The sequence below is a fragment of the Ruegeria sp. HKCCD7559 genome (assembly GCF_013110575.1).
GTDB lineage: Bacteria > Pseudomonadota > Alphaproteobacteria > Rhodobacterales > Rhodobacteraceae > Ruegeria.
This window is the reverse complement of record NZ_WVQU01000014.1, coordinates 1-22,960: the sequence shown is the minus strand read 5'-3', so window position 1 is coordinate 22,960 and position 22,960 is coordinate 1. Positions and strand designations below refer to the sequence as shown.

At 56.3% G+C, this 22,960-nt stretch carries 17 protein-coding genes and 4 pseudogenes; 9 read left to right on the top strand and 12 right to left on the bottom strand.

The window, feature by feature from the left end:
* Nucleotides 1-229 precede the first annotated feature (229 nt).
* A pseudogene (locus GS605_RS20355) lies at nt 230-1,409 on the top strand (IS3 family transposase).
* A 328-nt stretch (nt 1,410-1,737) separates the two neighbouring features.
* Here the strand turns inward: GS605_RS20355 and GS605_RS21140 are convergent.
* Both GS605_RS21140 and GS605_RS20350 read right to left on the bottom strand, forming a co-directional pair.
* Nucleotides 1,738-2,106, bottom strand: a pseudogene (locus GS605_RS21140) (tyrosine-type recombinase/integrase); the annotation flags it as partial.
* A gap of 193 nt (nt 2,107-2,299) precedes the next feature.
* On the bottom strand, nt 2,300-3,241 hold the full coding sequence (locus GS605_RS20350) for a LysR family transcriptional regulator (RefSeq protein ID WP_171725137.1): 942 nt from the start codon (nt 3,239-3,241) through the stop codon (nt 2,300-2,302).
* A 120-nt stretch (nt 3,242-3,361) separates the two neighbouring features.
* On the opposite strand from GS605_RS20350, the gene GS605_RS20345 reads away from it, so the two are divergent.
* The 6 genes from GS605_RS20345 (at nt 3,362) to GS605_RS20320 (ending at nt 10,717) form a co-directional block, all read left to right on the top strand.
* A complete protein-coding gene (locus GS605_RS20345; protein WP_171725136.1) occupies nt 3,362-3,721 on the top strand; it encodes a cupin domain-containing protein in 360 nt (119 codons plus the stop codon).
* A 20-nt stretch (nt 3,722-3,741) separates the two neighbouring features.
* Nucleotides 3,742-5,499 carry a choline dehydrogenase gene (locus GS605_RS20340; protein ID WP_171725135.1) on the top strand — a complete coding sequence of 586 codons (1,758 nt, stop codon included), beginning with the start codon at nt 3,742-3,744 and terminating at the stop codon, nt 5,497-5,499.
* Between the two features lie 22 nt (nt 5,500-5,521).
* Complete coding sequence (locus GS605_RS20335) at nt 5,522-6,460, top strand: ABC transporter substrate-binding protein (RefSeq protein ID WP_371807785.1); 939 nt, start codon at nt 5,522-5,524, stop codon at nt 6,458-6,460.
* Nucleotides 6,461-6,525: 65 nt separating this feature from the next.
* The gene (locus GS605_RS20330) at nt 6,526-7,590 is read left to right on the top strand and encodes a glycine betaine/L-proline ABC transporter ATP-binding protein (protein ID WP_371807784.1); all 1,065 of its coding nucleotides are present in this window, start codon (nt 6,526-6,528) and stop codon (nt 7,588-7,590) included.
* Nucleotide 7,591: 1 nt separating this feature from the next.
* Complete coding sequence (locus GS605_RS20325) at nt 7,592-9,685, top strand: proline/glycine betaine ABC transporter permease (RefSeq protein WP_171725133.1); 2,094 nt, start codon at nt 7,592-7,594, stop codon at nt 9,683-9,685.
* Nucleotides 9,686-9,688: 3 nt separating this feature from the next.
* Entirely contained in the window at nt 9,689-10,717 is a 1,029-nt protein-coding gene (locus GS605_RS20320) for a histone deacetylase family protein (protein ID WP_171725132.1), read from the top strand.
* Between the two features lie 383 nt (nt 10,718-11,100).
* On the opposite strand, the pseudogene GS605_RS20310 reads toward GS605_RS20320, so the two are convergent.
* The 8 genes and pseudogenes from GS605_RS20310 to GS605_RS20275 form a co-directional block, all read right to left on the bottom strand.
* Nucleotides 11,101-11,780: pseudogene (locus GS605_RS20310) on the bottom strand (IS6 family transposase).
* A 177-nt stretch (nt 11,781-11,957) separates the two neighbouring features.
* Nucleotides 11,958-12,302, bottom strand: a complete 345-nt coding sequence (locus GS605_RS20305) for a RidA family protein (protein ID WP_171725131.1) — start codon at nt 12,300-12,302, stop codon at nt 11,958-11,960.
* Between the two features lie 14 nt (nt 12,303-12,316).
* Complete coding sequence (locus GS605_RS20300) at nt 12,317-13,432, bottom strand: FAD-binding oxidoreductase (protein ID WP_171725130.1); 1,116 nt, start codon at nt 13,430-13,432, stop codon at nt 12,317-12,319.
* Nucleotides 13,429-14,826: an NAD(P)/FAD-dependent oxidoreductase gene (locus tag GS605_RS20295; RefSeq protein WP_171725129.1), complete on the bottom strand. Its 1,398-nt coding sequence runs from the start codon at nt 14,824-14,826 to the stop codon at nt 13,429-13,431. The genes GS605_RS20300 and GS605_RS20295 overlap by 4 nt, the downstream gene beginning before the upstream one ends.
* Complete coding sequence (locus GS605_RS20290) at nt 14,813-15,124, bottom strand: (2Fe-2S)-binding protein (RefSeq protein WP_171725128.1); 312 nt, start codon at nt 15,122-15,124, stop codon at nt 14,813-14,815. Before GS605_RS20290 ends, GS605_RS20295 begins: the two co-directional genes overlap by 14 nt.
* A 74-nt stretch (nt 15,125-15,198) precedes the next feature.
* On the bottom strand, nt 15,199-16,191 hold the full coding sequence (gene dctP / locus GS605_RS20285; RefSeq protein WP_171725127.1) for a TRAP transporter substrate-binding protein DctP: 993 nt from the start codon (nt 16,189-16,191) through the stop codon (nt 15,199-15,201).
* 36 nt (nt 16,192-16,227) lie between these two features.
* Complete coding sequence (locus tag GS605_RS20280) at nt 16,228-17,526, bottom strand: TRAP transporter large permease (protein WP_171725126.1); 1,299 nt, start codon at nt 17,524-17,526, stop codon at nt 16,228-16,230.
* On the bottom strand, nt 17,523-18,017 hold the full coding sequence (locus GS605_RS20275; protein ID WP_171725125.1) for a TRAP transporter small permease: 495 nt from the start codon (nt 18,015-18,017) through the stop codon (nt 17,523-17,525). Before GS605_RS20275 ends, GS605_RS20280 begins: the two co-directional genes overlap by 4 nt.
* Before the next feature lie 145 nt (nt 18,018-18,162).
* Between GS605_RS20275 and GS605_RS20270 the strand changes: the two genes are divergently transcribed.
* Together GS605_RS20270 and GS605_RS20265 are read left to right on the top strand one after the other, a co-directional pair.
* On the top strand, nt 18,163-19,077 hold the full coding sequence (locus tag GS605_RS20270) for a LysR substrate-binding domain-containing protein (RefSeq protein ID WP_171725124.1): 915 nt from the start codon (nt 18,163-18,165) through the stop codon (nt 19,075-19,077).
* 37 nt (nt 19,078-19,114) lie between these two features.
* A pseudogene (locus GS605_RS20265) lies at nt 19,115-19,555 on the top strand (integrase core domain-containing protein); the annotation flags it as partial.
* A 63-nt stretch (nt 19,556-19,618) separates the two neighbouring features.
* Here GS605_RS20265 and GS605_RS20260 read toward each other — a convergent pair.
* Both GS605_RS20260 and GS605_RS20255 read right to left on the bottom strand, forming a co-directional pair.
* Nucleotides 19,619-21,400, bottom strand: a complete 1,782-nt coding sequence (locus GS605_RS20260; RefSeq protein ID WP_171725123.1) for a thiamine pyrophosphate-binding protein — start codon at nt 21,398-21,400, stop codon at nt 19,619-19,621.
* Complete coding sequence (locus tag GS605_RS20255; protein WP_171634635.1) at nt 21,400-22,809, bottom strand: aldehyde dehydrogenase family protein; 1,410 nt, start codon at nt 22,807-22,809, stop codon at nt 21,400-21,402. Before GS605_RS20255 ends, GS605_RS20260 begins: the two co-directional genes overlap by 1 nt.
* Nucleotides 22,810-22,960: the final 151 nt, after the last annotated feature.

Genomic DNA, 22,960 nt, shown 5'->3' with positions numbered 1-22,960 from the left:
CGGAAGGACAATGCCTGAGAAGCCGGGGCGGAAAACCCAGCCCTGACCCTAATATCTGCGCCCTACTCCAGTATTTCGAGTTTTCGGTTCAAACAATCATGGCCATCTGCGCGCGAACGCGATCTGCTGTTTGGACAAGCGCTGCGGTCCCAGGATTTGGGGGCAGTAAGTACTGAGCCTCCCCAACTAAACTGGTCCACCGTTAGGTTTAGGAAACAGAGGACCACGAATAGCAAACAAGCGACCGAAGCCCGAAGAGATTGTCTCGAAGTTACGGCAGGTTGAAGTTCTGATGGGGCAAGGCATGTCCCGTCTCGATGCGATCAGACAGATTGGCGTTGTTGAACAAACCTATTACCGCTGGCGAAAGAAGTACGGCGGAATGGGCGTAGACCAGTTGAAAGAACTGAAACGGCTTCAGAAAGAGAACGAGCGACTGAGACGCGCGGTTTCAGATCTGACGTTGGACAAACTGATCCTGACGGAAGCCACAAAGGATGAAGGCCGTAAAGTAAATCATCCAGTGGATGATTTGCAGGCCTGAACGCGAAGCCCTACTGAGCCCCGCTCGTCGTCGTGCCTGCATCGATCATGTCCGCAGCCAGCTCAAAGTATCTGAGCGACGCGCCTGCCGCGTGCTGGGGCAACACCGGTCTACGCAGCGGCGGGTCCCACAAGGTCGCGAAGACGAAGACCCGCTGGTGGCCGACATGATTGAGCTGACCCGTCAATACGGGCGATATGGCTATCGCAGGAACACAGCGCTGCTGAGAAAGGCTGGATGGTCTGTCAGTGATGGGCGGATTGAACGGCTCTGGCGGCGAGAGGGGCTGAAGGTACCAATGAAACAACCAAAGAAAGGACGGCTCTGGCTGAACGATGGGTCGTGTGTTCGGCTGAGGCCGGAGTATCGCAATCATGTATGGAGCTATGACTTCGTTCATTGCCGAACCGACGATGGCAAAGCTTTTCGGACGCTGAACATCCTTTATGAGCACAGCCGGGAGTGCCTTGCGATAAAAGTGAAGCGAAAACTGAACTCGATCGACGTGATCGATGCCCTGACGGGTCTGTTCATCCTTCGTGGCGCACCCGGTTTCATACGTTCGGATAACGGGCCGGAATTTGTCGCCCAGGCCGTCCGAGACTGGATCGCCGCCGTCGGCGCCAAGACGGCTTACATCGAACCTAGCGGCCCGTGGGAGAACGGATACTGTGAAAGTTTCAATGGCAGGTTCAGGGACGAGTTGCTCAACGGTGAGATCTTCTACAGCCTGCGCGAAGCTCAAATTCTGATCGAACAATGGAGGAGACACTACAACACAAAACGCCCCCACAATGCTCTGGGCTATCGCCCGCCAGCGCCCGAAACCATCGTCCCGATGGATCACAGGCCGATGATGCACTAACAATCAACTTGGACCAGTCAGATGAGGCTGCTCAAACATAGATCAACAGCCCTTACAACAGATACCTGTTGTCAGGTGAAATGAGCGGCGGTTCTGTCCCGCACCGTGCAGTTTCACGGCTTCAATATTCGCTGCACCTTGCATGAATGGCCGAGATCTTCGCTGCAGCGCAGACCGGTTTTCCATGCCGGTGCAGAATTGTTCTACCACTTTGCTCGTTCAGCACATTTTTAACAGATCCGGTACGGGCTCAGCACCGGCCAAAGCCGCATGAGAAACAGATACCGGCTTTGGAATGGCGAACGGCTGGACTGTTCGGCAAGGTGGCTCAAATATCGATGCGCTCAGCGATGCTCAGGGTGTCTTCCAATTCGACGCCGAGATAGCGAACAGTGCCTTCAACCTCAGTATGGCCGAGCAACAGTTGGACCGCACGGATGTTACCGGTCTTTCGATATATCTTTGCTGCCTTTGTCCGGCAGAGCGTGTGCGTGCCGTACCCGCTCGGTTCTAGGCCAATCGCAGTTACCCAGTCTCAAACAAGCCGTCCATACTGGCGGGTTGAGATGTGTGGGCGGTCATGGAACCGGCTGGGGAACATGAAACGGCACGCAAACAACTCGGGTAATTTAACCCAGGCCAAGACGGTTTCGCGCGTGTTTACCGTCGGCTCAAACTGGACTGGTCGCTTGGTCTTTCTCAGGCTTGGGAGCCTTGTCGAATTGGCTGAGCCTGATTGGTGCGCCACAATACGTTTCGTAAAAACGTCCGCTATTGTGGATGAAGCTGCATCGGTCTCTGTCATAACCGATTTGCCTGCGAACGATCATAGCAAACATAGCTTCGCCTACTTGGGCAGCACGACCAAGCGGTTGTGTTTTCATTGAGTGTCAAATCACTTTGATCCCTTTTCGCCGAATGACTCGATCTACCTTTTTTTCGAACTCTTCGATTTCGCGGACCAGCCATTGTTTGAATTTAAGTTCACTTGCCGACAACCTACGCCCCGAAGGGCGGCAGATCGCATAACGTTCGGTGCTACGCGAACCGATTTTAAAGGGGGCGATCAAACGCCCGGTTTCGATAGAATGAAGACACAAGAAACTATCGCCAATGGTTATTCCGGCATCTGAAAGCGCGGCTGAAAGGCATAGGGAGGTTTCATTGAAGCTGGTAAAGGCGGCAGATTCTCCGGGGCTTCCAATGCCAGCTTTTTCAAACCATTGGTCCCAGGGGTTGTAGTTTTTGTCGAGCAGGAAGCGCGCATCTTGATACTGACCACCGTCGCTTATGTGTCTTGCGGCATATTCCGGTGTACAGAGGGGGATGTCGATCCAGTCGCACAGAAACTCCTCTGTAAGATCCGTAGATTCAAAACTTCCTTGTGGTCCGTAGAATATCCGAAAACTAAAGTCTTCTGCATTCCGCAGCCGCCCATTGCGTTCGGCGATAATCTCAACGGAAATACCGGGATGGTCGATCAGGAATGTTCCGATTTTCTCAGCAAGCCAGGATGACGCGAAATCTCTTTCGACCAGGACGCGCACGGAATCTGAACGAAGGTCGCTTTCGGTAAGGCGTTCGGTCGTTGCTGAAATCAGATCGAAAGCTTGACGAAGTCCTGCGGCCAGTTCGGCCCCCTGCGCGGTAAGGGTGACGTTGGGACCGGCGCGTGAAACCAGCTGACAGCCCGTGATCGTTTCCAATTCCTTGATCTGCTTGCTTATGGCTGGGCGTGTGACATTCAGAACGGTCGCGGCCTCGGTCAACGTGCCCGTCCGAGCAAAAAGATCAAAGGCGCGCAATGAGGTCAAAGTTGGTTTGATTTGCATGGCCTAGGGTAACCTCAGGTTTCCATACGGCACAAATAGTAATTTCACCTTTGAGCATTTGCCTTCTAACGTCGCCGAAATTCATCATCGCAAAGATGATCCGACTAAGGAAGAAACCACATGAATACCCCCATAAAATTTGAAGCTAACGGACCGACAGGTTGGAAAACCACAGCTGACATACCGTTAGAGACGGCTGAGCTTCTTACTGAGCAGCCCCTTGGGTTGGATCACATTTACTTTGAGAACGAAACTCCTGGTATTCGCGCCGGCGTCTGGCGTTCCACTGCTTATACAGAGTTCTATGAATCCTATCCCTGCCACGAATTCATGTATGTCATCGAAGGCTCGGTCACACTCGAAAACGAAGAGTTCTCGGAAACCTATTCCAAGGGCGATGCCTTCCTCGTGCCCAAGGGGTTCCGGGGATACTGGAAGCAGACGGAACCCATGCTGAAATACTACGTGATGATCGACTGATCCGGCGGAGATGTGTTTGCATGAACAGTGTCCACAACAACGACGGATCAAGTGACCTCGGGTTCTATGATTACGTGATCATTGGCGCAGGTTCGGCCGGCTGTGTTCTGGCCAACCGGTTGGGCGCGGATCCCAAGCTTCGGATTCTGGTGCTGGAGGCTGGCGGCAGCGATAAATCACTGTTCGTGACGATGCCGACGGCGCTGTCGATTCCGATGAACACCAAACGCTTCAACTGGGGCATGTGGACTGAACCGGAACCCGGTTTGGACGGGCGTGTCATGAACTTGCCGCGCGGCAAAGGGTTGGGCGGGTCGTCTTCGATCAATGGGATGTGCTATGTGCGCGGCAATCCGATGGACTACGAATTGTGGTCCGCGCGCGGGGCCGAAGGCTGGCACTGGGCCAATGTCCTGCCCTATTTCCAGCGCCTTGAGAACGTAAAAGGCGGCGGTCCCTTGCGCGGCACGCAGGGTCCGATATCGGTGACACGAGGCAAGGAAAGCAATCCTCTCTATTCCGCGTTTGTCGAAGCGGGCCGCGAGGCGGGCTATGCCGTCAGCCCCAACATGAACGAGCGCCAGCATGAAGGCGTCGGCCCGATGGAAATGTCGGTCGGCGGCGGCAAACGTGCCAGTGCCGCCGTGGGCTATCTGTATCCCGCGATCAAGCGGGGCAATGTCCGTGTTCTATCTCATGCGCTTGTCGAACGCATTGTGTTTGAAGGCCGCCGGGCGGTAGGGGTCAAGTTCACCCGAAAAGGCACCTCTCAAATCGTTCGCACCACGCGGGATGTTGTCCTGAGCGCCGGTTCCATCATGTCGCCCACCATCCTCAAGCGGTCCGGGATCGGGCCACCAGAGGAACTGGACAAGCATGGGATCGAGGTGATCGCAGCGAATGATGCCGTGGGCGAAAATTTGATGGACCACCTTGAGGTCTATCTGCAGCAGGAATGCACACAGCCTGTCTCTTTGTTTCCGCATATGTCGCTGCTGGGCAAGGCGATGATCGGTGCGCGCTGGCTTTTGACTAAGGGGGGACTTGGGGCCACCAACCACTTTGAAAGCGGTGGGCACATACGCAGTCGGGCCGGGATCATCTATCCCGATATCCAGTACCATTTCCTGCCGTTGGCAATTTCCTATGACGGCAAGTCCCTGGCTGATGGCCACGGATTCCAGGTCCATGTCGGAACCAAGCGTTCAAAAAGCCGGGGTTGGGTCCGACTGCGCAGCGCGGACCCCTCAGAACCGCCGCGCGTGCGTTTCAACTATATGACTCACGAAGACGACTGGCTGGAAATGCGCGCCTGCATCCGCCTGACCCGTGAGATCTTTGCCCAACCGGCCTTTGCCCCGTATCGGGGCAGGGAAATCGCACCGGGGGATGACCACCAAAGCGATGCGTGCATCGACCAGTTCATCAAGGAAAAGGTCGAGAGCGCCTATCACCCCTGCGGGACGTGCCGAATGGGGACGGACGACGGCGCGGTCGTCGATCCGCTGACCATGCGGGTCAAAGGTGTGGATGGCCTTCGTCTTGTAGACAGTTCGGTCATGCCGCAGGCGACCGCGGGGGATCTGAATGCCCCCACGCTCATGCTGGCGGAACGGGCTGCTGATCTGATCCTCGGGCAAACGCTGGGTGAAGCTACAGACGCGCCGTTGCTGGCCGATCCAAATTGGAGCACCCGCCAGCGTTCGCCGGACATCAGCCATGATTATGCCAACGAACGCGAGAGTTTGCGCGCAGCGCTTTTGGAAACCACAAACTGAACACTCTCAGGGAGGAGAATACGTGAAACAAAGTATCAAAGAACTGAAAACCGCGCTGGTCCTGTCGGCTGCAATGCTGGCCGCATCTATGGCAACTGCCGAGGTTGAATCCGAAGAACCAATCAAAATTGCGGTCAATGAATGGACAGGACAGCACCTGTCAGCCAACATTGCAGCGGAACTTTTGAGGAAAAAGGGCTACAACGTCGAGCTGGTGACCGCAGGCGGTCTGCCACAGTTTACCGCGCTGGCCCAGAATGAGCTGCATTTCAATCCCGAGGTTTGGGACAATTCCATCACAGACGTTTACACCGACGGTCTGGCATCGGGTGCGATTGTCGACATGGGAGAACTGGGCCTCATCCCCCGAGAAGGTTGGATGTACCCTGACTACATGGCTGAAAAGTGCCCCGGCCTACCCGACTATCAGGCGCTCTTCGACTGTGCGCAGGCGTTCGCCACAGCCGAGACATTCCCCGATGGCCGGTTGATCACTTACCCGGCGGACTGGGGCACCCGTTCCAAGTCCGTTGCCGAAGGGATTGGCCTGCCTTTCGTACCGGTCCCCGGCGGTTCCGAAGGTGCAATGGTGGCCGAACTGAAAAGCGCACTGGCGTCCAAAGACCCTATTCTGATGATGTTCTGGCAACCGCATTGGATCTTTGCCGAAGTTGATATGAATTGGGTTGAGTGGAACCCGATTGACGGAGAGTGCGTCGAAGAAGACCAGCAGCGCGAGACAGCCTGCGGGTTCGCTCAGGCTTCGGTCAAGAAAATCGCCTCCAATTCGCTGGCGAAAACCTGGCCCGGAGCGGCGGCGCTTCTTGAGCAGTTCGCTCTGACGAACGAAGATCAAAACGCAATGATCTTTGCCGTAGATCAGGACGGCAGACCGCTGGAAGAGGTTGTTCAGGAATGGATCACGAACAACGAAGACCAATGGTCGGTCTGGATTAACTAAGTCGTTCAGATGCCTTTGACGCTCGGCACAGGGTGCCGGGCGTTAACAATATGAGAGGATCTGCTGTGGGACAGCACGAGTCACCAGAGGAACGCGCGGTAAAGCTTTCCTGTCGCAATCTGTGGAAGGTCTATGGCCCCCGGCCGCAATACTACTTTGACACCTACGGCTATCAGATAGATCGTGATGCACTGGCTGACCGCATGCGGTCCGAAGTCCATGTTCCAGCAGCCATAGACGTCAGTTTCGATGTCCATGTGGGCGAGATCTTCGTGATTATGGGCCTGTCGGGTTCGGGCAAGTCGACGGTCGTTCGCTGTCTGTCCAGGCTGGTTGATGCCAGCTATGGCGAAGTCCTGTTGGACGGAGAGAACCTGCTGGCGAAATCCGACCGAGAGTTGATCGACATCCGCCGCCACAAGATGGGCATGGTTTTTCAGAACTTTGGGCTTCTGCCGCATCTGACGGTTCTTGAAAACGTAGCCTTTCCGCTAAAACTTCAGGGGATGCCGCTTGCTGAACAGCTTGAACATGCCCAGCGTGTCATCAAGTTGGTCGATCTCGAAGGGCGTGAGTCAAGCTTTCCCGGCCAATTGTCAGGCGGGCAGCAACAACGGGTTGGCATCGCGCGCTCGCTTGCGGTTGAGCCGGATGTCTGGTTTCTGGATGAACCGTTTTCGGCGTTGGATCCTTTGATCCGACGACAAATGCAGGATGAATTTCTGCGTATTCAGAAGATGTTGCACAAATCCATCGTCTTCATCACTCATGATTTTCTTGAAGCGCTGCGCATCGCTGACCGCATGGCGATCATGCGTGATGGCAAGGTGGTACAGATTGGAACGCCCGAAGATCTGATACTGAATCCTGCCGATGACTATGTCGCACAATTCACTAGCGAAGTTCCCCGTATCCGTGTCATGCGGGCCGAAGCCTGCGTGGTCCCACCCGAAGGCGACATCGGCGACCTGCCGCATGTTCCGGGCGCGATGGTGGCCGAAGCCCTCATCACGGAACTTGTCCGCAGCCCCAAGGGGGTGGTTGTCGATGGGGCCGACGGAGGTGTTCTTGGCGTCGTGACGCCTGCTTCACTCATGAAAACACTCGCCGCTTCCTCAGGGGAGGTGTGAAATGCCCAGCGATATTGCGATAACGAGCAATCCGGGCAAATTGCAAAAACAATCCTTTGGATGGCCAGCAGTCATTGTGTTTTCGCTGCTCTGTGTCCTTCTTATGGGGCAAGTGCCCTGGATTGCGAAATTCCCTGGCGCGCTGGAACTGCCGATCACGGATGTCCTGAATGTCATCATGGATTGGGTGGTGGCCAATTTCGAACCCTTCTTCAAAGTGATCACGTTGCTTTTCACCTATCCCATGGACTGGGTGCGTGCCTTGCTGCATTGGCTGCCATGGAGCGCCTTCGTCGCGGCGATAACAATGATCGGCTACAGGGCGGGCGGGCGCGATCTGGCAGTGTTTACGGTGCTCAGCCTGATTTATGTGCTGTGCGTTGGCCTGTGGGAAGAAGCGATGAATTCCTTTGCTCTTGTCTTCATCTCGGTTCCGATGGCCGTTCTGGTCGGCTTTGCTCTTGGGGTGTGGGGCTATGCCTCAACTCGAGCCGAGCGCGTCATCATCCCGCTGCTGGATATTTCTCAGACTATTCCAGCCTTTGCTTATCTATTGCCGATCCTCCTGCTGTTTGGTTTCGGGCCGGTTGTTGGTCTGGTCGCCTCTATTCTGTTCGCCTTCCCGCCCATGGTGCGGAATACCATTCTGGGGCTGCGCGGCGTGCCCTCCGATATCATCGAGTCCGGCCTCATGTCCGGCGCCACCCCAGGCCAGCTGTTCTGGCGCGTGCGGTTCCCGACTGCGTTGCGGCAGATTCTGATCGGGATCAACCAGACCACCATGGCATCGCTTTCGATGGTAATCATTGCTTCGATCATCGGCGGCACCGCCGACATCGGCTGGGAGGTTCTGTCGACCATGCGCAAAGCGCAGTTTGGTGAAAGTCTGGTGGCCGGTATCGTGATTGCCCTGATGGCGATGATCCTGGATCGGATCACTTTTGGTCTGGCCGAGCGCGAAGGTGTGACGCTGACCCGGAAAACAACGTTGCAGCGATACGCCTTTCCACTGCGTCTGATCGGGGTCGTGGTTTTGGCTCTGGCTGTGGCGCAGGTCGTTCCGTTTCTGGCGCAATGGCCTGAAACTTGGCAGTTTGATCTGGCGGAACCACTTAATCGCGCGATCACATGGTTCGTAATCAACCTCAAACCCTTGGTGGACGCGGTCAAGAATGCCAGCCTCTTCTTTGTTATGCTGCCCCTGAAAATTGGTTTCGACAAAACGGTCAGCCCGTTCACCTGGGGGTTCGCTCTGACAATCTGGCACACAGTGGCCTATGTCGCGTTGCTGGTCTTCGGCACCGCGTGGCTCTGGCAGCGGAAGCGTCCGGGTCTGGCCGTGACGGTCCCGTTGGGTGGGCTGCTGTTCTATATCGGGTTGACGGATATGCCCTGGCTGGCGCTGATCGCCATCCTCACCTATTTCGCCTATCGTCTGGGAGGGGGCCGACTTGCAGCCGGAACCCTGCTTGGGCTTACCTTTCTTCTGGTGTCGGGCAGCTGGGACAAGGCAATGCTGTCGCTTTATCTCTGCTCGATCGCAGTGGGTCTTTCCTTTGTCATCGGGGCATTGCTTGGTGCGGCGGCGGCGCAGTATGACTGGCTCTCGCGCATCATGCGGCCTGTCAACGACACGCTACAGACAATGCCACCCTTTGTGCTGCTGATCCCCATTGTCATGGTGTTCAAGATCGGAGAGTTCACCGCGCTTCTGGCCATTGTTTCTTACGCCTTTGTGCCGGCATTCCGCTACACGGAACACGGGCTTCGGCATGTGCCTAAAACCGTGACGGAAGCCGCAACCAGTTTGGGCACAACACGCGTACAGATGTTGTTTCTGGTCAAGCTGCCGCTGGCCCTGCCAAACATCATGCTGGGGCTGAACCAGTCGATCATGTTTGGCATCGCAATGCTGGTCATTGCGGCACTGGTCGGGACAAACGGGCTGGGACAAGAGGTCTATATCGGTCTTTCTGCCGGTAATTTTGGTCAGGGCTTAGTGGCCGGGATAGGAATGGCCGTCATCGCGATCACGGCGGACCGGTTTTGCCAAGCCTGGCAGCGCAAATACCAAAATCATTTTGTAAATGGATAAGCCATGAAACTGATCTATTCAGACGATCATCGCGATCATGCCGGTGCCAAGGAAATGCGCTATGACCAGATGATACCCATGTCGGAAAGCCCCGAGCGCATGAATATGATCATGACCGCGCTTGCCGAAGCCGGGTTCACGGATGTCATCCCGCCAGCCACCTATGGGCTGGACGTGGCGCATCAGGTTCATGACCCTGCTTTCGTCAGCTTTCTGGAACGCTGTTATCCGCTATGGGAAGACGAATTCGGCACCGGCGGTTTTGCCACTGCCTATACCTTTGGGATGCGCGGGATGGATCAGGTGCCGAACGCCTCGGTGCATTCGATGCTCAGCTGCTATACGTTCGACGTATGTGTGCCCTTTGTCAAAGGGACATGGCAGGCGATCCGGTCCGCCAAGGATATTGCCCTGACAGGGGTTGATCTGATCCAAGATGGAGAACAAGCCGTGTTTTCCATCTGCCGTCCGCCCGGGCACCACGCCTCGCAGGATATGGCAGGCGGCTATTGCTATCTCAACAATGCTGCGATCGCCGCGCAGGCGCACCGCAACAAGGGGGCCAAGCGTGTGGCGATCCTGGACATCGACTATCACCACGGGAATGGGACGCAGGCCATCTTCTATGACCGGGCCGATGTGTTCTTTGCGTCGCTCCACTGTCGGCCGGAGGACGAGTACCCCTTTTTGATGGGCTATGACACCGAGACCGGTTTCGGTCCGGGCAAGGGGTATAATTTGAATCTTCCGATGCCGCGTGGAACCGATTTCCGCGCTTGGAGCAAAGCGTTGGAAATCGCGCTACACAGGACCCGCAACTATGCCCCCGATGTGCTTGTGATTTCCCTCGGAGTGGACAGTTTCGCGGGCGATCCCGTTGGCGGATTCGAACTGCACAGCCCGGATTACATCGAAATCGGGCGCCAGATCCGGGCTCTGGACCTTTCCACACAGTTTATCATGGAAGGCGGATACGCGATGGAGGCTTTGGGCACAAATGTCGCTAATGTCATAAAAGGGTACTCCCATTAGAGATTGGTAACCGGAAAGGCATTCAGGGATCCACGACAGTCGATTGATAATGCATGATTGTGCCGTCCCTGTGTTCCGATTTGTCAACCAGATGAATGAAAGGGATGATCTTCCGTTTTTTGACCAACCAAGGGTTCTGTCGCAAACCTTTTAGAAGACAGAGCATCAGTGGAGTTGGTGAGCAGTTTATCCTGCCAGTTGGGCGAATTGCTGAAACGGTTGGAGCCCGGGTGTGAATTGACCTTTGCGGATCATGTTGATCAGTTCTGTGCCTGCCAGGGCAGATGCGGCTGAAGCGAAAGATTTGAATCCCAGCATGGGTCTGATCCGGTTCCGTTGCAAAGATTTCAGCCAGGCGAGCTACTTCAGTGATCGCACCAGCGTTAATATGCTAGCCTAGCGAATTGTTGGAACGGACAGAGTCCGCGCGTGTGTTGCCCTTGCGGATCATGTGCGCGACTTCGATCCCGACCAGAGTTGCTGCGGCCGAGATATAGGACTTGAAGCCAAGCATCGGACGGGTTCGCCTATTGGTGAAGCTGTGATCTTGTTCCATGATGTTATTGAGGTATTTGCGCCTGACCATATCGATCGGGATCGGGCAACCAAACCCCTTTAACATCTTGTTAATGGCCTTGATGCCAACGGTGCTTGCGCCACTTTTGTCGATGACTATCTTTCGCGGTAGGCCGTTGAGCTACAGCATCCGGGCGAAGAATTTCGTGGCAGCTGGTTTGTTGCGCCGCTCGGACAGCATGACATCAAGTGTTTTTTCGTGTTTGTCGACGGCACAGTAGAGATAGACCCACGCGGCTTTCACTTTGATGTAAGTCTCGCCCACTCTCCTCGAGGAATCACATGGTCCTTTGCGTCGACGCACGACTTCGGCAATGGCGCCTGAGTATTGCGTTACCCAACGGTTCAGCGTGGTGTGATCCACGGAAACACCGCGCTCACCCATGATTTTCGCCAGGTCACGGTATGAAACACCTTATCGAACGTAGAAGAACACCGCGAACAGGATCACGTCCTTCGGATATTGCGCGCCTTTGAAAGAGATCATGGACCGACCCTGGTCGTGAAACTCATTGCCCGTGATGTGCATCACGCCTTTGCGCAGGTGGTGATCCTGAAGCACGGCAAGATCCGGGGCGCTGGTCGCCTTGGGCTTGAGCGTAAACACATCCTGAAAAGTTCAGAACGGCTGAACAGGGCGCAAATTAAAAGCGGAGCAACCTGCTCAGTCGCAGGCCGCAGTGACGATCATCTCAACCTTGAGCACATCACGCGCCAGCTTGGCCTCGCCACAGGCACGGGCCGGGGCGTGACCTTGCGGTACCCAAGCATCCCAAACGTCATTCATCTCGGCGAAATCCGCCATGTCTGCCAGCCAGATCACGCATTGCAGGATGCGGGTCTTGTCGCTGCCGGCCTTGGTCAACAGGTCCTCGACCTTGGCCAGAATCTCGCGGGTTTGATCCGCAGCTGTTGTGGCATCCGAGGTTTGGCCACACAGATAAGCGACGCCGTTGTGCTTGACGATCTTGCTCATGCGTTGGCCGGTTTCGATGCGGGTGATTGTCATGTCGGTTATCTCCATTACAGGACCTTGCGGTCAAATCGGTCTATGCGGAAGGGCGATAGATTGAAGCGGCTTTGGCCACCGGTCACCAGATCCGCCAGAACCTGCCCCACAACAGGTCCCATCTGAAATCCATGCGCTGAAAACCCGAATGCGTGGAATGCACGCGGGGCATTTGCGGCCGGGCCGATCACGGGCAGATTGTCGGGCATATAAGCCTCCAACCCGGCCCACATCCGGTTGATACTGGCCTTGCGCATGATCGGAAAAAACTCGGTTGTAGTGCGGCACGCAGCAGCAAGTTTGGCATAGTCCAGCCGTGTGCGATTATTGTCGCGATCAGCGAACCCCTTGGCGCCACCGCCAATGAGGACGGTACCGTTTTCAAACTGTTTGAAGCTCAGCTGTCGGCTGATCGCCCCAACGACAGGCTTGGCGAAATGCGGCATCCGGGCGGTGATCATCAACATCGGTGCGGCATGGCTGAGGGGAACGTTATCACCGATCATCAGAGCGATTTTATCCGCCCAGGCCCCGGCGCAATTGACGACGGTTTTGGCCTCAAACCTGTGCCGGGTGCCGTGCGCCAGCCACGCATCGCCCACGCGGCGGAGGCACCTAACCTCTTCGCCTTCGATCACCAGAGCGCCATAGTTTTTCGCCGCCAGGCGAAACGCAGATGTTGCCTTGAAGGGGATCGCATACCCGTCCAGCTCCGAGATCACGCCGCCAACGCAATTGGGATTCACATGAGGCAATCGTTCCCTGAGTTCAACCTGATCGATGATCCGTTCATGCGTATATCCTGCGTCATGCATCTTGACCTCGCGGGCCTTCACACTCGCCAGATCTGCCTCATCCACCGCGATATTCACCAGTGTCTGGCGCCGAAATCCGGTATCGTGACCCAGCTCTTCATCCAGTGTCTGCCACATCTCCATAGATGCTTTGGACAAAGGGACTTCAGCCAAATCCCGGCCCAGCAGCCGCACTCCGCCCGCGTTGACGCCAGAAGCATGCCGACCGGAGTAATCCTTTTCGACCACAATAACTGAGGCACCCTTGCGGGCCAGATGGTACGCGGTTGCACAACCCTGAATACCCCCGCCGATAATCAGAACATCCGCCTTCATTCCGCAGCCTCCGCCGGAACCGTGTCGTATCGGCCCAGCTCATCCAGGGTCAACAAGCGTTGCGGGCTGCGCAGGCGGTAATATCCAACCGCTTCGGGGCTTTCCTCACGCCACTTTGCCAATAGGCCAGTCACGGCATGGCCACATTGCCTTCCCTGGCACGGCCCCATTCCACATCGGGTCAGGGATTTCAGCGCATTCGAGTCCCGCGCGCCTTGTTCGAACCCCGCTCGCAAATCGCCCAAAGACTGTTCTTCGCAACGACACACCAGAGTGTCGGGATCGCGCGGCAATCTCAGCGCCTCGGTTGGGCGGTACAGGCGGTCGATGAACCGGCGAAACGGTTTCAGGGCGGACAAGAAATTCAGATCAGCGTGCGCTTTTTGATCCCTGTCCGTCTGGGAAATTCGGCCAAGGTGAACCAAAATGTTCTGAGCAGCCACGCGCCCAGCAGCGCAGGCGGCATCAGCACCTGCAATCCCAGCCCCATCGCCAGCAACCGAAACATGCGCAACCGAACTCTGGCAAAAATCGTCAACAGTGACCTGCCAACACATCTGCTCGCTGTTCCAATGATGATCCAACCCCATTGCTCGGGTCATGTTCAGATTGGGCTGAACGCCGTGATGCAGGAATACGGTATCGGCCAAGATCTCACGCCGCTGACCCGATGACACAAATCGCAGCCCAGAGGCTTTTTCATCGCCGATCACCTCCAGATTTTCGGCATGTCGGTAGGTGGCAACACCCGAAACGTGGATTTCCCGCAACAAAGACAAGCCCTTGCGAAATTGTCCGACCTGCCGTAGGGCGCGCGGCATAAGAAGCGCGGCATCAATGTAATGTTGTCGCGGAGTCGTATCGACCAGAGCGGCCACAGACACGCCGAGGCGCAGATACTGTGCCACAATCAAGTACAACAGCGGTCCCGATCCAGCAAAGACAGCCCTGTCTGCTACAACTGCGTCCGACTTCAGCATCACTTGCGCTGCACCAGCGGTCATGACACCGGGCAAGGTCCAGCCCGGGATCGGCATGGGCCGCTCCATTGCCCCGGGGCACAACAACATTTCCCGGCAGTGCAACTCACGTGTTTCGCCCTGATATGAGAACAGAATACGGCCATCATCCCCCAGATGCCATGCATCGGCACCGGCAAGATGTGTCGCGCGGGATTGTTCAAAGCGAGTGATCAGATCAGCACCTGCCGCATATTCCGGCCCCAGGGGTGCTGCATCCGGCAAGGGACTATCTGCCGCAGAGCGATAGATCTGCCCCCCTGCCCGTTCAGCCCGGTCCAGCACAACCACATCAATTCCAGCCCGCGCCAATTCAATGGCGGCTGACATTCCGGCCGGGCCAGCCCCAATGATCGCACAATCAAAAGCTTTCATCAGTTGCCTCGGTGTCTTCGGTAATGTCTTGTGTCATAACGCTCATCCCGTCCACGACCCGACGCAGGCAGGCTTGCTGATTGGGAAGCCCATCAATTTCGACCATGCATTCGAAACAGACGCCCATGGCGCAATAAGCACTGCGCTCGTCACCCGACAGGGCCGCCTTACGGGTCACAATCTGACCGGCCACGGCCATCGCGGACCAGACAGACTGACCTTTGCGCGCGGTTAACGGCTGACCATTAACGACCAGCGTCACCAGATCGTGGTCATTGTCTTGCAAGGATCTGAACATAAGCTGATCTCCGTGGGTTGGCCGGGCAAGGCACGGGGAGAGGCGCGCCTTGCCCGACCGCAGGGTCTGATCGGTTATTCGCCGATTTTGTCGAGGATGGACTGACCCCAATCCTGCCCCACGTCCTCCAGGACCTGAGGCCAGACCTGCGCACGTACATGAGCAGCGGTGGCAGCAAGCTCTTCGTCCGTCAGCGAGACGATGGTTGCGCCATTGTCGGCCAGCTTTTGCTCGAACGCGGCCTGATCGGCCTCAGCGGTTTCCCAGCGCTTAGCTTCGAACGCCAGCGCCGCGGATTCCAGAGCAGCCCGATCTTCATCACTCAAATCGGCCAATGTGCCCGAGTTGATGATCATGTACCAAACTTCAAAATGCGTGTTCACTGGCACATACGACGTCGTCACATCACGAAACGAGGCATAATAGCCTTCAGCGCCCGAACCGACGACACCGTCAACAACACCGGTCTGCACGGCAGTAAACGCTTCCGAGAACGGAATGGGCGACGAGATATAGCCCAGAGCGTCTGCAGTCAGCTGGAAGCTCTTGATACCGGGTACACGGACCTTGATCCCCTTGGCGGCCGTCGGATCACCTGGGTTCACCGCGTCGGTATTCAAGGCAACGCCGCCGAAATACACCGGATAGGCGGCCAGCATGGTGATGTCCTGCTTCGCATAAAGATCCTTCATCGCCGAATGGATCGCGCCGCCGGGGCCATAGATCTTTTTCGCTTCGTCCCAGTTTGCCGCAACATAGGGGAAAGCCGAGATCTGCATACGGCGATCAACCGCTGTGGCGGCGGGCTGCACGGCCATGTCGATGGCACCAACCGAAATACGCTCTTGCACAGACGTGTAGTCCCCCAGAGCAGATGCCGGGAACAGGTTCAGTTCCAGAGAGCCGTCCGTGGCAGCCTTCAGCTCCTCAGCGAAAGCACGCAGTTCATTGTCGATTGTCGCGCCCTGAGGTCGGATATGGCTGATCTTCAGCGTGTCGGCGGCAGCGATGCCTGCAGTTGCGACAACGGCCGCAGCCAGGCAGGTGGATTTCAGAAAGTTCATCATGGATAAGTCTCCTCCGTGAATGATGAAGTGGTCGGCTTAGTAGCCAAAGAAGCGAGGCAGCCACATCGACAGGTCAGGCCAGAAACTGGTCAGGAAGACGACAGGCAGATATCCCAGCAGGATCAGGGTCATGGCCGGGCGGATCACCTTGGTGACCGGCACCTGGCCGATGCGTGCACCCAGATAAAGGATCGAGGCATAGGGCGGGGTCACGCCGCCCATGGCGGTATTCACACCCATGATCGCGGCAAACTGGATCGGGCTGACGCCGATGGCCTGCATCAGCGGCAGCAACAGCGGCGCGATCAGGATTATGGCGGTGACATCATTCACGACCATTCCGACGAGGAACAACAGGATGTTGATCAACACCAGCAGCAGGGCTTTGTTTTCGGTCACTGAAAAGATCGCCTGCACGATGGCCTGAGGGACGCTTTCCAGAACAAACATCTGGCTGAGGATCATCGAGAACAAGATCATCAGCATGATCGCACCGACCGAGGTCGCAGCCTCTTTGCCCGCACCGAAAAAGGTTTTGATGTCCAGCCCCTTGTAAATCAGGAAACCTACCGGGATCGCATAGATCACAGCTACGGCGGCAGCCTCGGTCGGTGTCATGATACCGCCATAGATACCACCCAGAATGATCACCGGCATCAACAACGCGGGCGTGGCCTTAAGACCGAGCGAGGTCGCCTCGGATACAAAGGCCTTCCCTTTCGGCGGCTCATTCAGCTGTAGGGGAAATTTGCGGGCCATGCGGATGTTGACCGCCGAAAAGCTGGCCATGATCAGCAGACCGGGACCCAATGTAGCAAGGAAGCAGGCCAGAATTGAGGTGTCTGTCACCCAGCCATAGACGATCATGGTTACCGAGGGCGGGATCAGCAGACCCAAAAGCGAGGCGTTGGCAATAAGCGCCGTCGCGTATTCGCGGGGATAGCCTTGTTTCTCCATCTCGGGGATCAGCAAAGGGCCAATTGCTGCGACGCCAGTCAGGCCCGAACCCGATATGGCTCCAATGAGGGCGCAGGACACTGTAGCGACCACTCCCAGACCGCCCCGCAGGTGACCGATGAATATATTGACGAAATTCAGAAGGCTGGCAGCGATGCCTGAGACAGACATGATTGTCCCGGCCAGAACAAACAGCGGAATGGCCAGTAGCACCGGGTTGCCCAACTGCTGGAACCCCCACAGCATATTGCCCTTCATGACCACGTCTCCGGCGAAATACATCACCATCAGACCCGCACCGAAACAATAGGGCAGCGGTACGCCCAAGGTCAGCAGGATAACCAGGATCAATACAGCAAAAAGCGCAATCTCGATCATTTCAGACCTCCTTCCACGGCAGGTTCGGCAAGGGGGGAAAACAGTGCGCGCAGGTGCATAAGCAGATGCCAAGCGGTGAAGATCATCATCAGAACCAACCCGACAAACAAAGCGACATCGACATAATAGGTCGGCAGATACAATGTCGGGCTCTCACGCCAGACCCGCATCGAATATTTGGTGAAATCCCAGGCCCAGGTGGTCAACCAGATGCCAACGATCAGGCTGATGACTTCACCTATAACCGCCAGAACCTGATGCTGACGTTCTGTGGTCAGAAAGATCTCCAGCACATTGGCGCGGATATGCGTGTTCTCGCGCGACGCGTTGACCGCCCCCAGCATGTACAGCCACAACGTTGGGTAAAGCAGGCTTTCTTCCAGCCCCATGACGGGGATCTCCAGCACATAGCGCGTGATCACCTGCACAAATTGCCCAAGAGCAACAAGGCAAATCAGAACCGTCAGCAGGACACTTGAAAAACGTGTCATTTCCCCCTCCATCACGGCGAATACAGGCAGCGCATTCATGATGGGAAAAATCAGGGGTACGGATTATTAAGTCAAAACGATTAAATTGATCTTTAAATAAAGTTACTTTATGTGGCGATGAAAAGTTAAGGATTAACAAAGGCAAATGAATCTCAGCTTCCGCCAATTACAGGCCTTCCGCGAAGTCATGCGAACAGGATCAGTGTCTGAAGCGGCCCGAATCCTCGGGCGGACTCAGCCAGCCGTCAGCGCACTGATTGCAAATCTCGAAGCCGAACTGGACATCGCCCTATTCCGGCGGCAGCGCGGGAAAATGGCCCCTACGCCGGAAGCCCAGTACTTCATCACCGAGGCTGAAGCGATCCTGGATCGCCTTTCGCTTTCAACCCGGACAATGCGCGAAATCGGAGCGCTGACGAAAGGGCGACTGAACATAGCCTGCATGCCGGCGGCCAGCAGCCTGTTGATGCCGCAGCTACTGGGTGAGTTTCTGCTGGACAAACCAGACGTAAAGGCGTCACTGATGATGCGTGCCTCACCCGTTATCGAGGAATGGATAGCCTCTCAGCAATATGACATTGGACTGGGTGAGACACCTAAAGCCACAGCAGCGATTGATACTGTCGATTTCGACATGAGATGCGTTTGCGCAATCCCAGCAGATGACCCACTGACTGAATTGGCCAAGGTAGAAGCCCACCATCTGTCGGGCCTTCCGATGGCCGGGCTGCAAGAAGGGCATCCAAATCTGATCGCAACTCAGAGGGCATTCGCCAGCCAAAAAGCCAGTTTCGACCAACGGTTCGAGCTTAGAACTTTTAACCCGGCTCTAACTTTGGTGGAAAAGGGGCTTTGTTACTGTATCTGCGATCCAATTACCGCAGCCGGATATGTCAACATGCGGTCTGAACCCAGGCCGGTCGTTTTTCGAGCATTCCATCCACATGTCATACTAAACGTCTCAATCATGCGACCAGCACATCGTCCCCCATCCGCATTGGCGAGTGAGTTTATCCGGCAACTGGAGACTGCTCTTCAAGCAATAAACCGGCAGTTTTAAGACATTCTGCGGCGCGCAAAACTGCTCTCTGAGTACTTTCCGCGCGCTCAACGTCATCGATGAGTACAGCCGGGAGTGCTTGGCGATCCGTGTGGACCGCAAGCTGAACTCCAGCGATGTCATCGACGTGCTGAGTGACCTGTTCATCATGCGCGGTGTGCCAAGCTACATTCGCTCCGACAATGGCCCTGAGTTCATTGCCGTGGCGGTGCAAGACTGGATCAATGCAGTTGGAGCAAAGACCGCATACATCGAGCCAGGCAGCCCATGGGAGAAAGGTTACTGTGAAAGTTCCAATGCGCGGTTCAGAGATGAGTTCCTGAATGGAGAAGTCCTCTGCAATCTAAAAGAAGCGCAGATTTTGATCGAAGAATGGAGGAAACACTACAACACAAAACGCCCGCACAGTGCTCTGGGATATAAACCGCCGGCCCCGGAAACCATCGTTCAATTGGACCAAAGGCCGGTCATGCACTAACAATTAACTTGGACCACACAAGTGGGACTGATCACTGGGCGCGTCTGAACGCGCCCGGTTTCGTCAAGTCGCGACGCGAGATATCTCTTTGTCCGGCGAGTATATGTCCAAGATGTTCCAATGTCCGGTCGTTGGTGTTGGGTTGTTGATCATTGGGACATCAAGAACGGTTGGTTTGCCGCTGGCGATTGCCGCTTCCAATGCGGGCAACAATTCATCAGCAGCACTGAGCCTGTGCCCTTCTGCACCATAAGCTTTTGCAATATCTGCATAACCCGGTCCGTTTGCGGGTGCGGCGGCTGATCCGGGGAACGTGGTTCCATAGGTCAAACCGTAATGAGCTTTTTGAAGGCCTGCGATCGTTCCGAAGGCGTTGTTGTTCATGACCAGCCAGATGATGCCCAGATTGAGTTCGACGGCCGTTGCGAGCATCGACGGGTTTTGACCGAAGCCACCATCGCCAACTAAACTTAGTACGACTCGATCAGGTGCTGCCAATTTCGCGCCGATCGCGCCCGGAGGGCCAAAACCCATCGTCGCGAACCCGCCCGGGGTCAGTATTGAGCCAGGGGTCAGGATATCGAATTGCTGTCCGACACCGTTCTTGTTCCACCCAACGTCCGTGGTGATGATGGCATCCTCAGGCAGTGCCTTGCGGGCATCTGCCAGAATGCGCTCGGGCATCATCGGAAAGGCTGATGAGGTCGCCATTTCCACATTGCGCGCTTTGAAGTCCGTCCGAAAGTCAGCGATCTTCTGCTCCAGCACGGGGCGTTGGAGGCCCTCCGGATACATCTCGCGGGCGACCCGGTTGAGGACTAGTAAAGCGGCCTTGGCGTCAGCAACGACTCCGATCTCGGTGGGATAGTTCCGGCCGATCTCCTGCGGTTCAATGTCGATATGAATGACCTTGGAACCGGGGATGTTGAACGTATAGCCGGGGTACCAGCTGGAGCAATCGGCCTCTTTGAACCGGGTTCCCACCGCAAAGATGTAGTCCGCATTCAAGCAGGACTGGTTGACCAATTCGGTGCCCCAAAACCCGGTCATTCCCAGCACAAGCGGATGGTCGTCTCGCAACGCGCCTTTACCCATCAGGGAATGCGCGACTGGAAGGCCCATATGTTCAACAAATTCTCGCAACTCCTCACTGGCCTGCGCCAACAGGATACCGCCGCCGACATAGGCAACCGGGTTTTCGGCCTGTGCCAGAGCCTCAATGATTTCACGTGCGGTTTCATCGTCAATCGACGGCTTCTTGAGCGCGCGCGTGTTATCGCGGATACGGTCGAAGCTGTCCGAGGGGATCACCTCGGAGAAGATGTCCATCGGCACATTGACCAGCACCGGCCCGGGCTGACCGCTTTCAGCCAGATGGAACGCCTTTTCCAAGATTTCGGCCATCAGGTCGGCGCGATCCACCCGCCAAGCACGTTTGACGAAGGGGCGATAAATCTCCCATTGGGCCGCGTCTGCGTGCAGGTTCACTTCCTGATGCGGATGCTTGCCATAGTAATGCGTGGGAATATCGCCCGCGATCACGACCATGGGGATACAGTCCAGCGCCGCGTTGGCGACCCCGGTAGCACAGTTTGTCAAACCTGGGGAGAGGTGTGACAACACCACCGAGGCCTTGCCCGTCACGCGGGCATATGCGTCCGCCGCGTGGCTGGCGATTTGTTCGTGCCGCACCGTGACAAAATCAATCGGACTTTCGGCCAGTGCAGCCAGAACTGCGATGTTTGTATGGCCACAAAGCCCGAACACATGCTTGACATCACGGCGTTCGAGGAAATCAACGATGTGTTCGGCGACGGTTTTACCGTCGAGTTTGCTTGCGTCCATCACGCGACCTCCTGTCCGTAGAATTCACCGAACAGGTCCGGCTCCGAGGGGCGATCCTCAGGGATCGGACGGCTGACCCAGGTGTAGTTCATCATGTGTTTCATGGTGACGTTTTCATTTGTGATGTTGCCGCCCCAGATGCCGCAACCAAGGCTGCTGGTCATAGGCATGCCATTGGTCCACGCACCCGCGTTGGCCTTGGACTGAGGCTGTCGAACCATCATGCGACTGACCGGAGCCAGACGCGCCAACCGGTCGATGTGATCGTCATTGTGGCTGTAGATGCCGCAGGAATGGCCCTTGCCCCCGGTGTTGTAGATCTGGCTGACCGTTTCCAGCGCATCATCGAAAGTTTCGAAGTGATATAGCGCCATTAACGTGGTCAGTTTTTCCTTGGAGAACTTATGCTGCGGGCCGATTTGCCCCTGATTTTCAACCATCAGGAATTTGCGATCTTCGGGGATCGAGAACCCGGCGACCTTGGCCGTTTGCTGAGGCGGACAAGCTATGGTCGGGAACGTGCGGTTGCCCCTATCATCCCACATAGCCGCTTCGAGCATGGCCTTCTCTTCATCCGAACAGAGATATCCACCTTCGGCCTCAAGTGCCTTGATCATATCGTCGTAGACCGAGCGCTGGATGATGATGTTGCCATCTGCCGAGCAGCCAGACCCAAAGTCAGAGGTCTTAGAAATACGAGTGTTCTGAGCGGCAATGTCCAGATCTGCGGTCTCATCGATGACGATGGACGAATTGCCCGCGCCCACGCCATAGGCCGGACGTCCCGAGCTGTAGGCTGCTTTGACCATGGGCTTGCCACCCGTCGCCAGCGTCAGGTCGCAGATCTCCATCAGATGTTGCGTCAATGGGATCGACGGTTTGCGAATGGATTGGAACAAGTCCTCGGGGGCACCGGCAGCACGACAAGCTGCACGCATGACCTCGACCATTTCAAAGGTGGTATGGGCGGTTCGCGGATGCGGGCTGAAGACGACCGCATTCCGGGCGTTCGCGGCGGACACGCCGGTCACTGGTGGAGTCATTGCCGGGTTGGTCATCGGGATCAGGGAGGCGATCACACCGGCAGGTTTGGCATATTTCACCAGACCTTTTTCCTCATCCACCTCGACGATACCCGTCGAGGGTGTGCGCAAGACATCTCGCAGCACCATGTGAATCTTGAAGCGCTTCGCAGGACGCCCTGCGCGATCTCCGATACCGCTTTCGTCCACGCCCTGCTGGGCCAAACGCGTGAAGGTCTTCTCGTTCCCCGCATACCACGCAATGGCCTGAGACAGGCGGTCCAGCCTGTCCTGACCCCAATCCTCGATCTCGGCCATGGCAGCGCGGGCGCGCGCCAGCATATCGGCCGCCATGTTGCGGTCTTTCTCAGTGAGCTCTTTGCCCATGATAATCCTCTTGGTGTTTTGGAATTGCTGCATCGGTCATACGACGCTGAGATCGCGCCGCGCCGAATGTCCGCTTGGCGTGGCTGAGACAGCGACGCGCGTGTTCTTCATATCCCAACTCGGCAACGCGGCTTTGGTTGGGCAGTTCGAT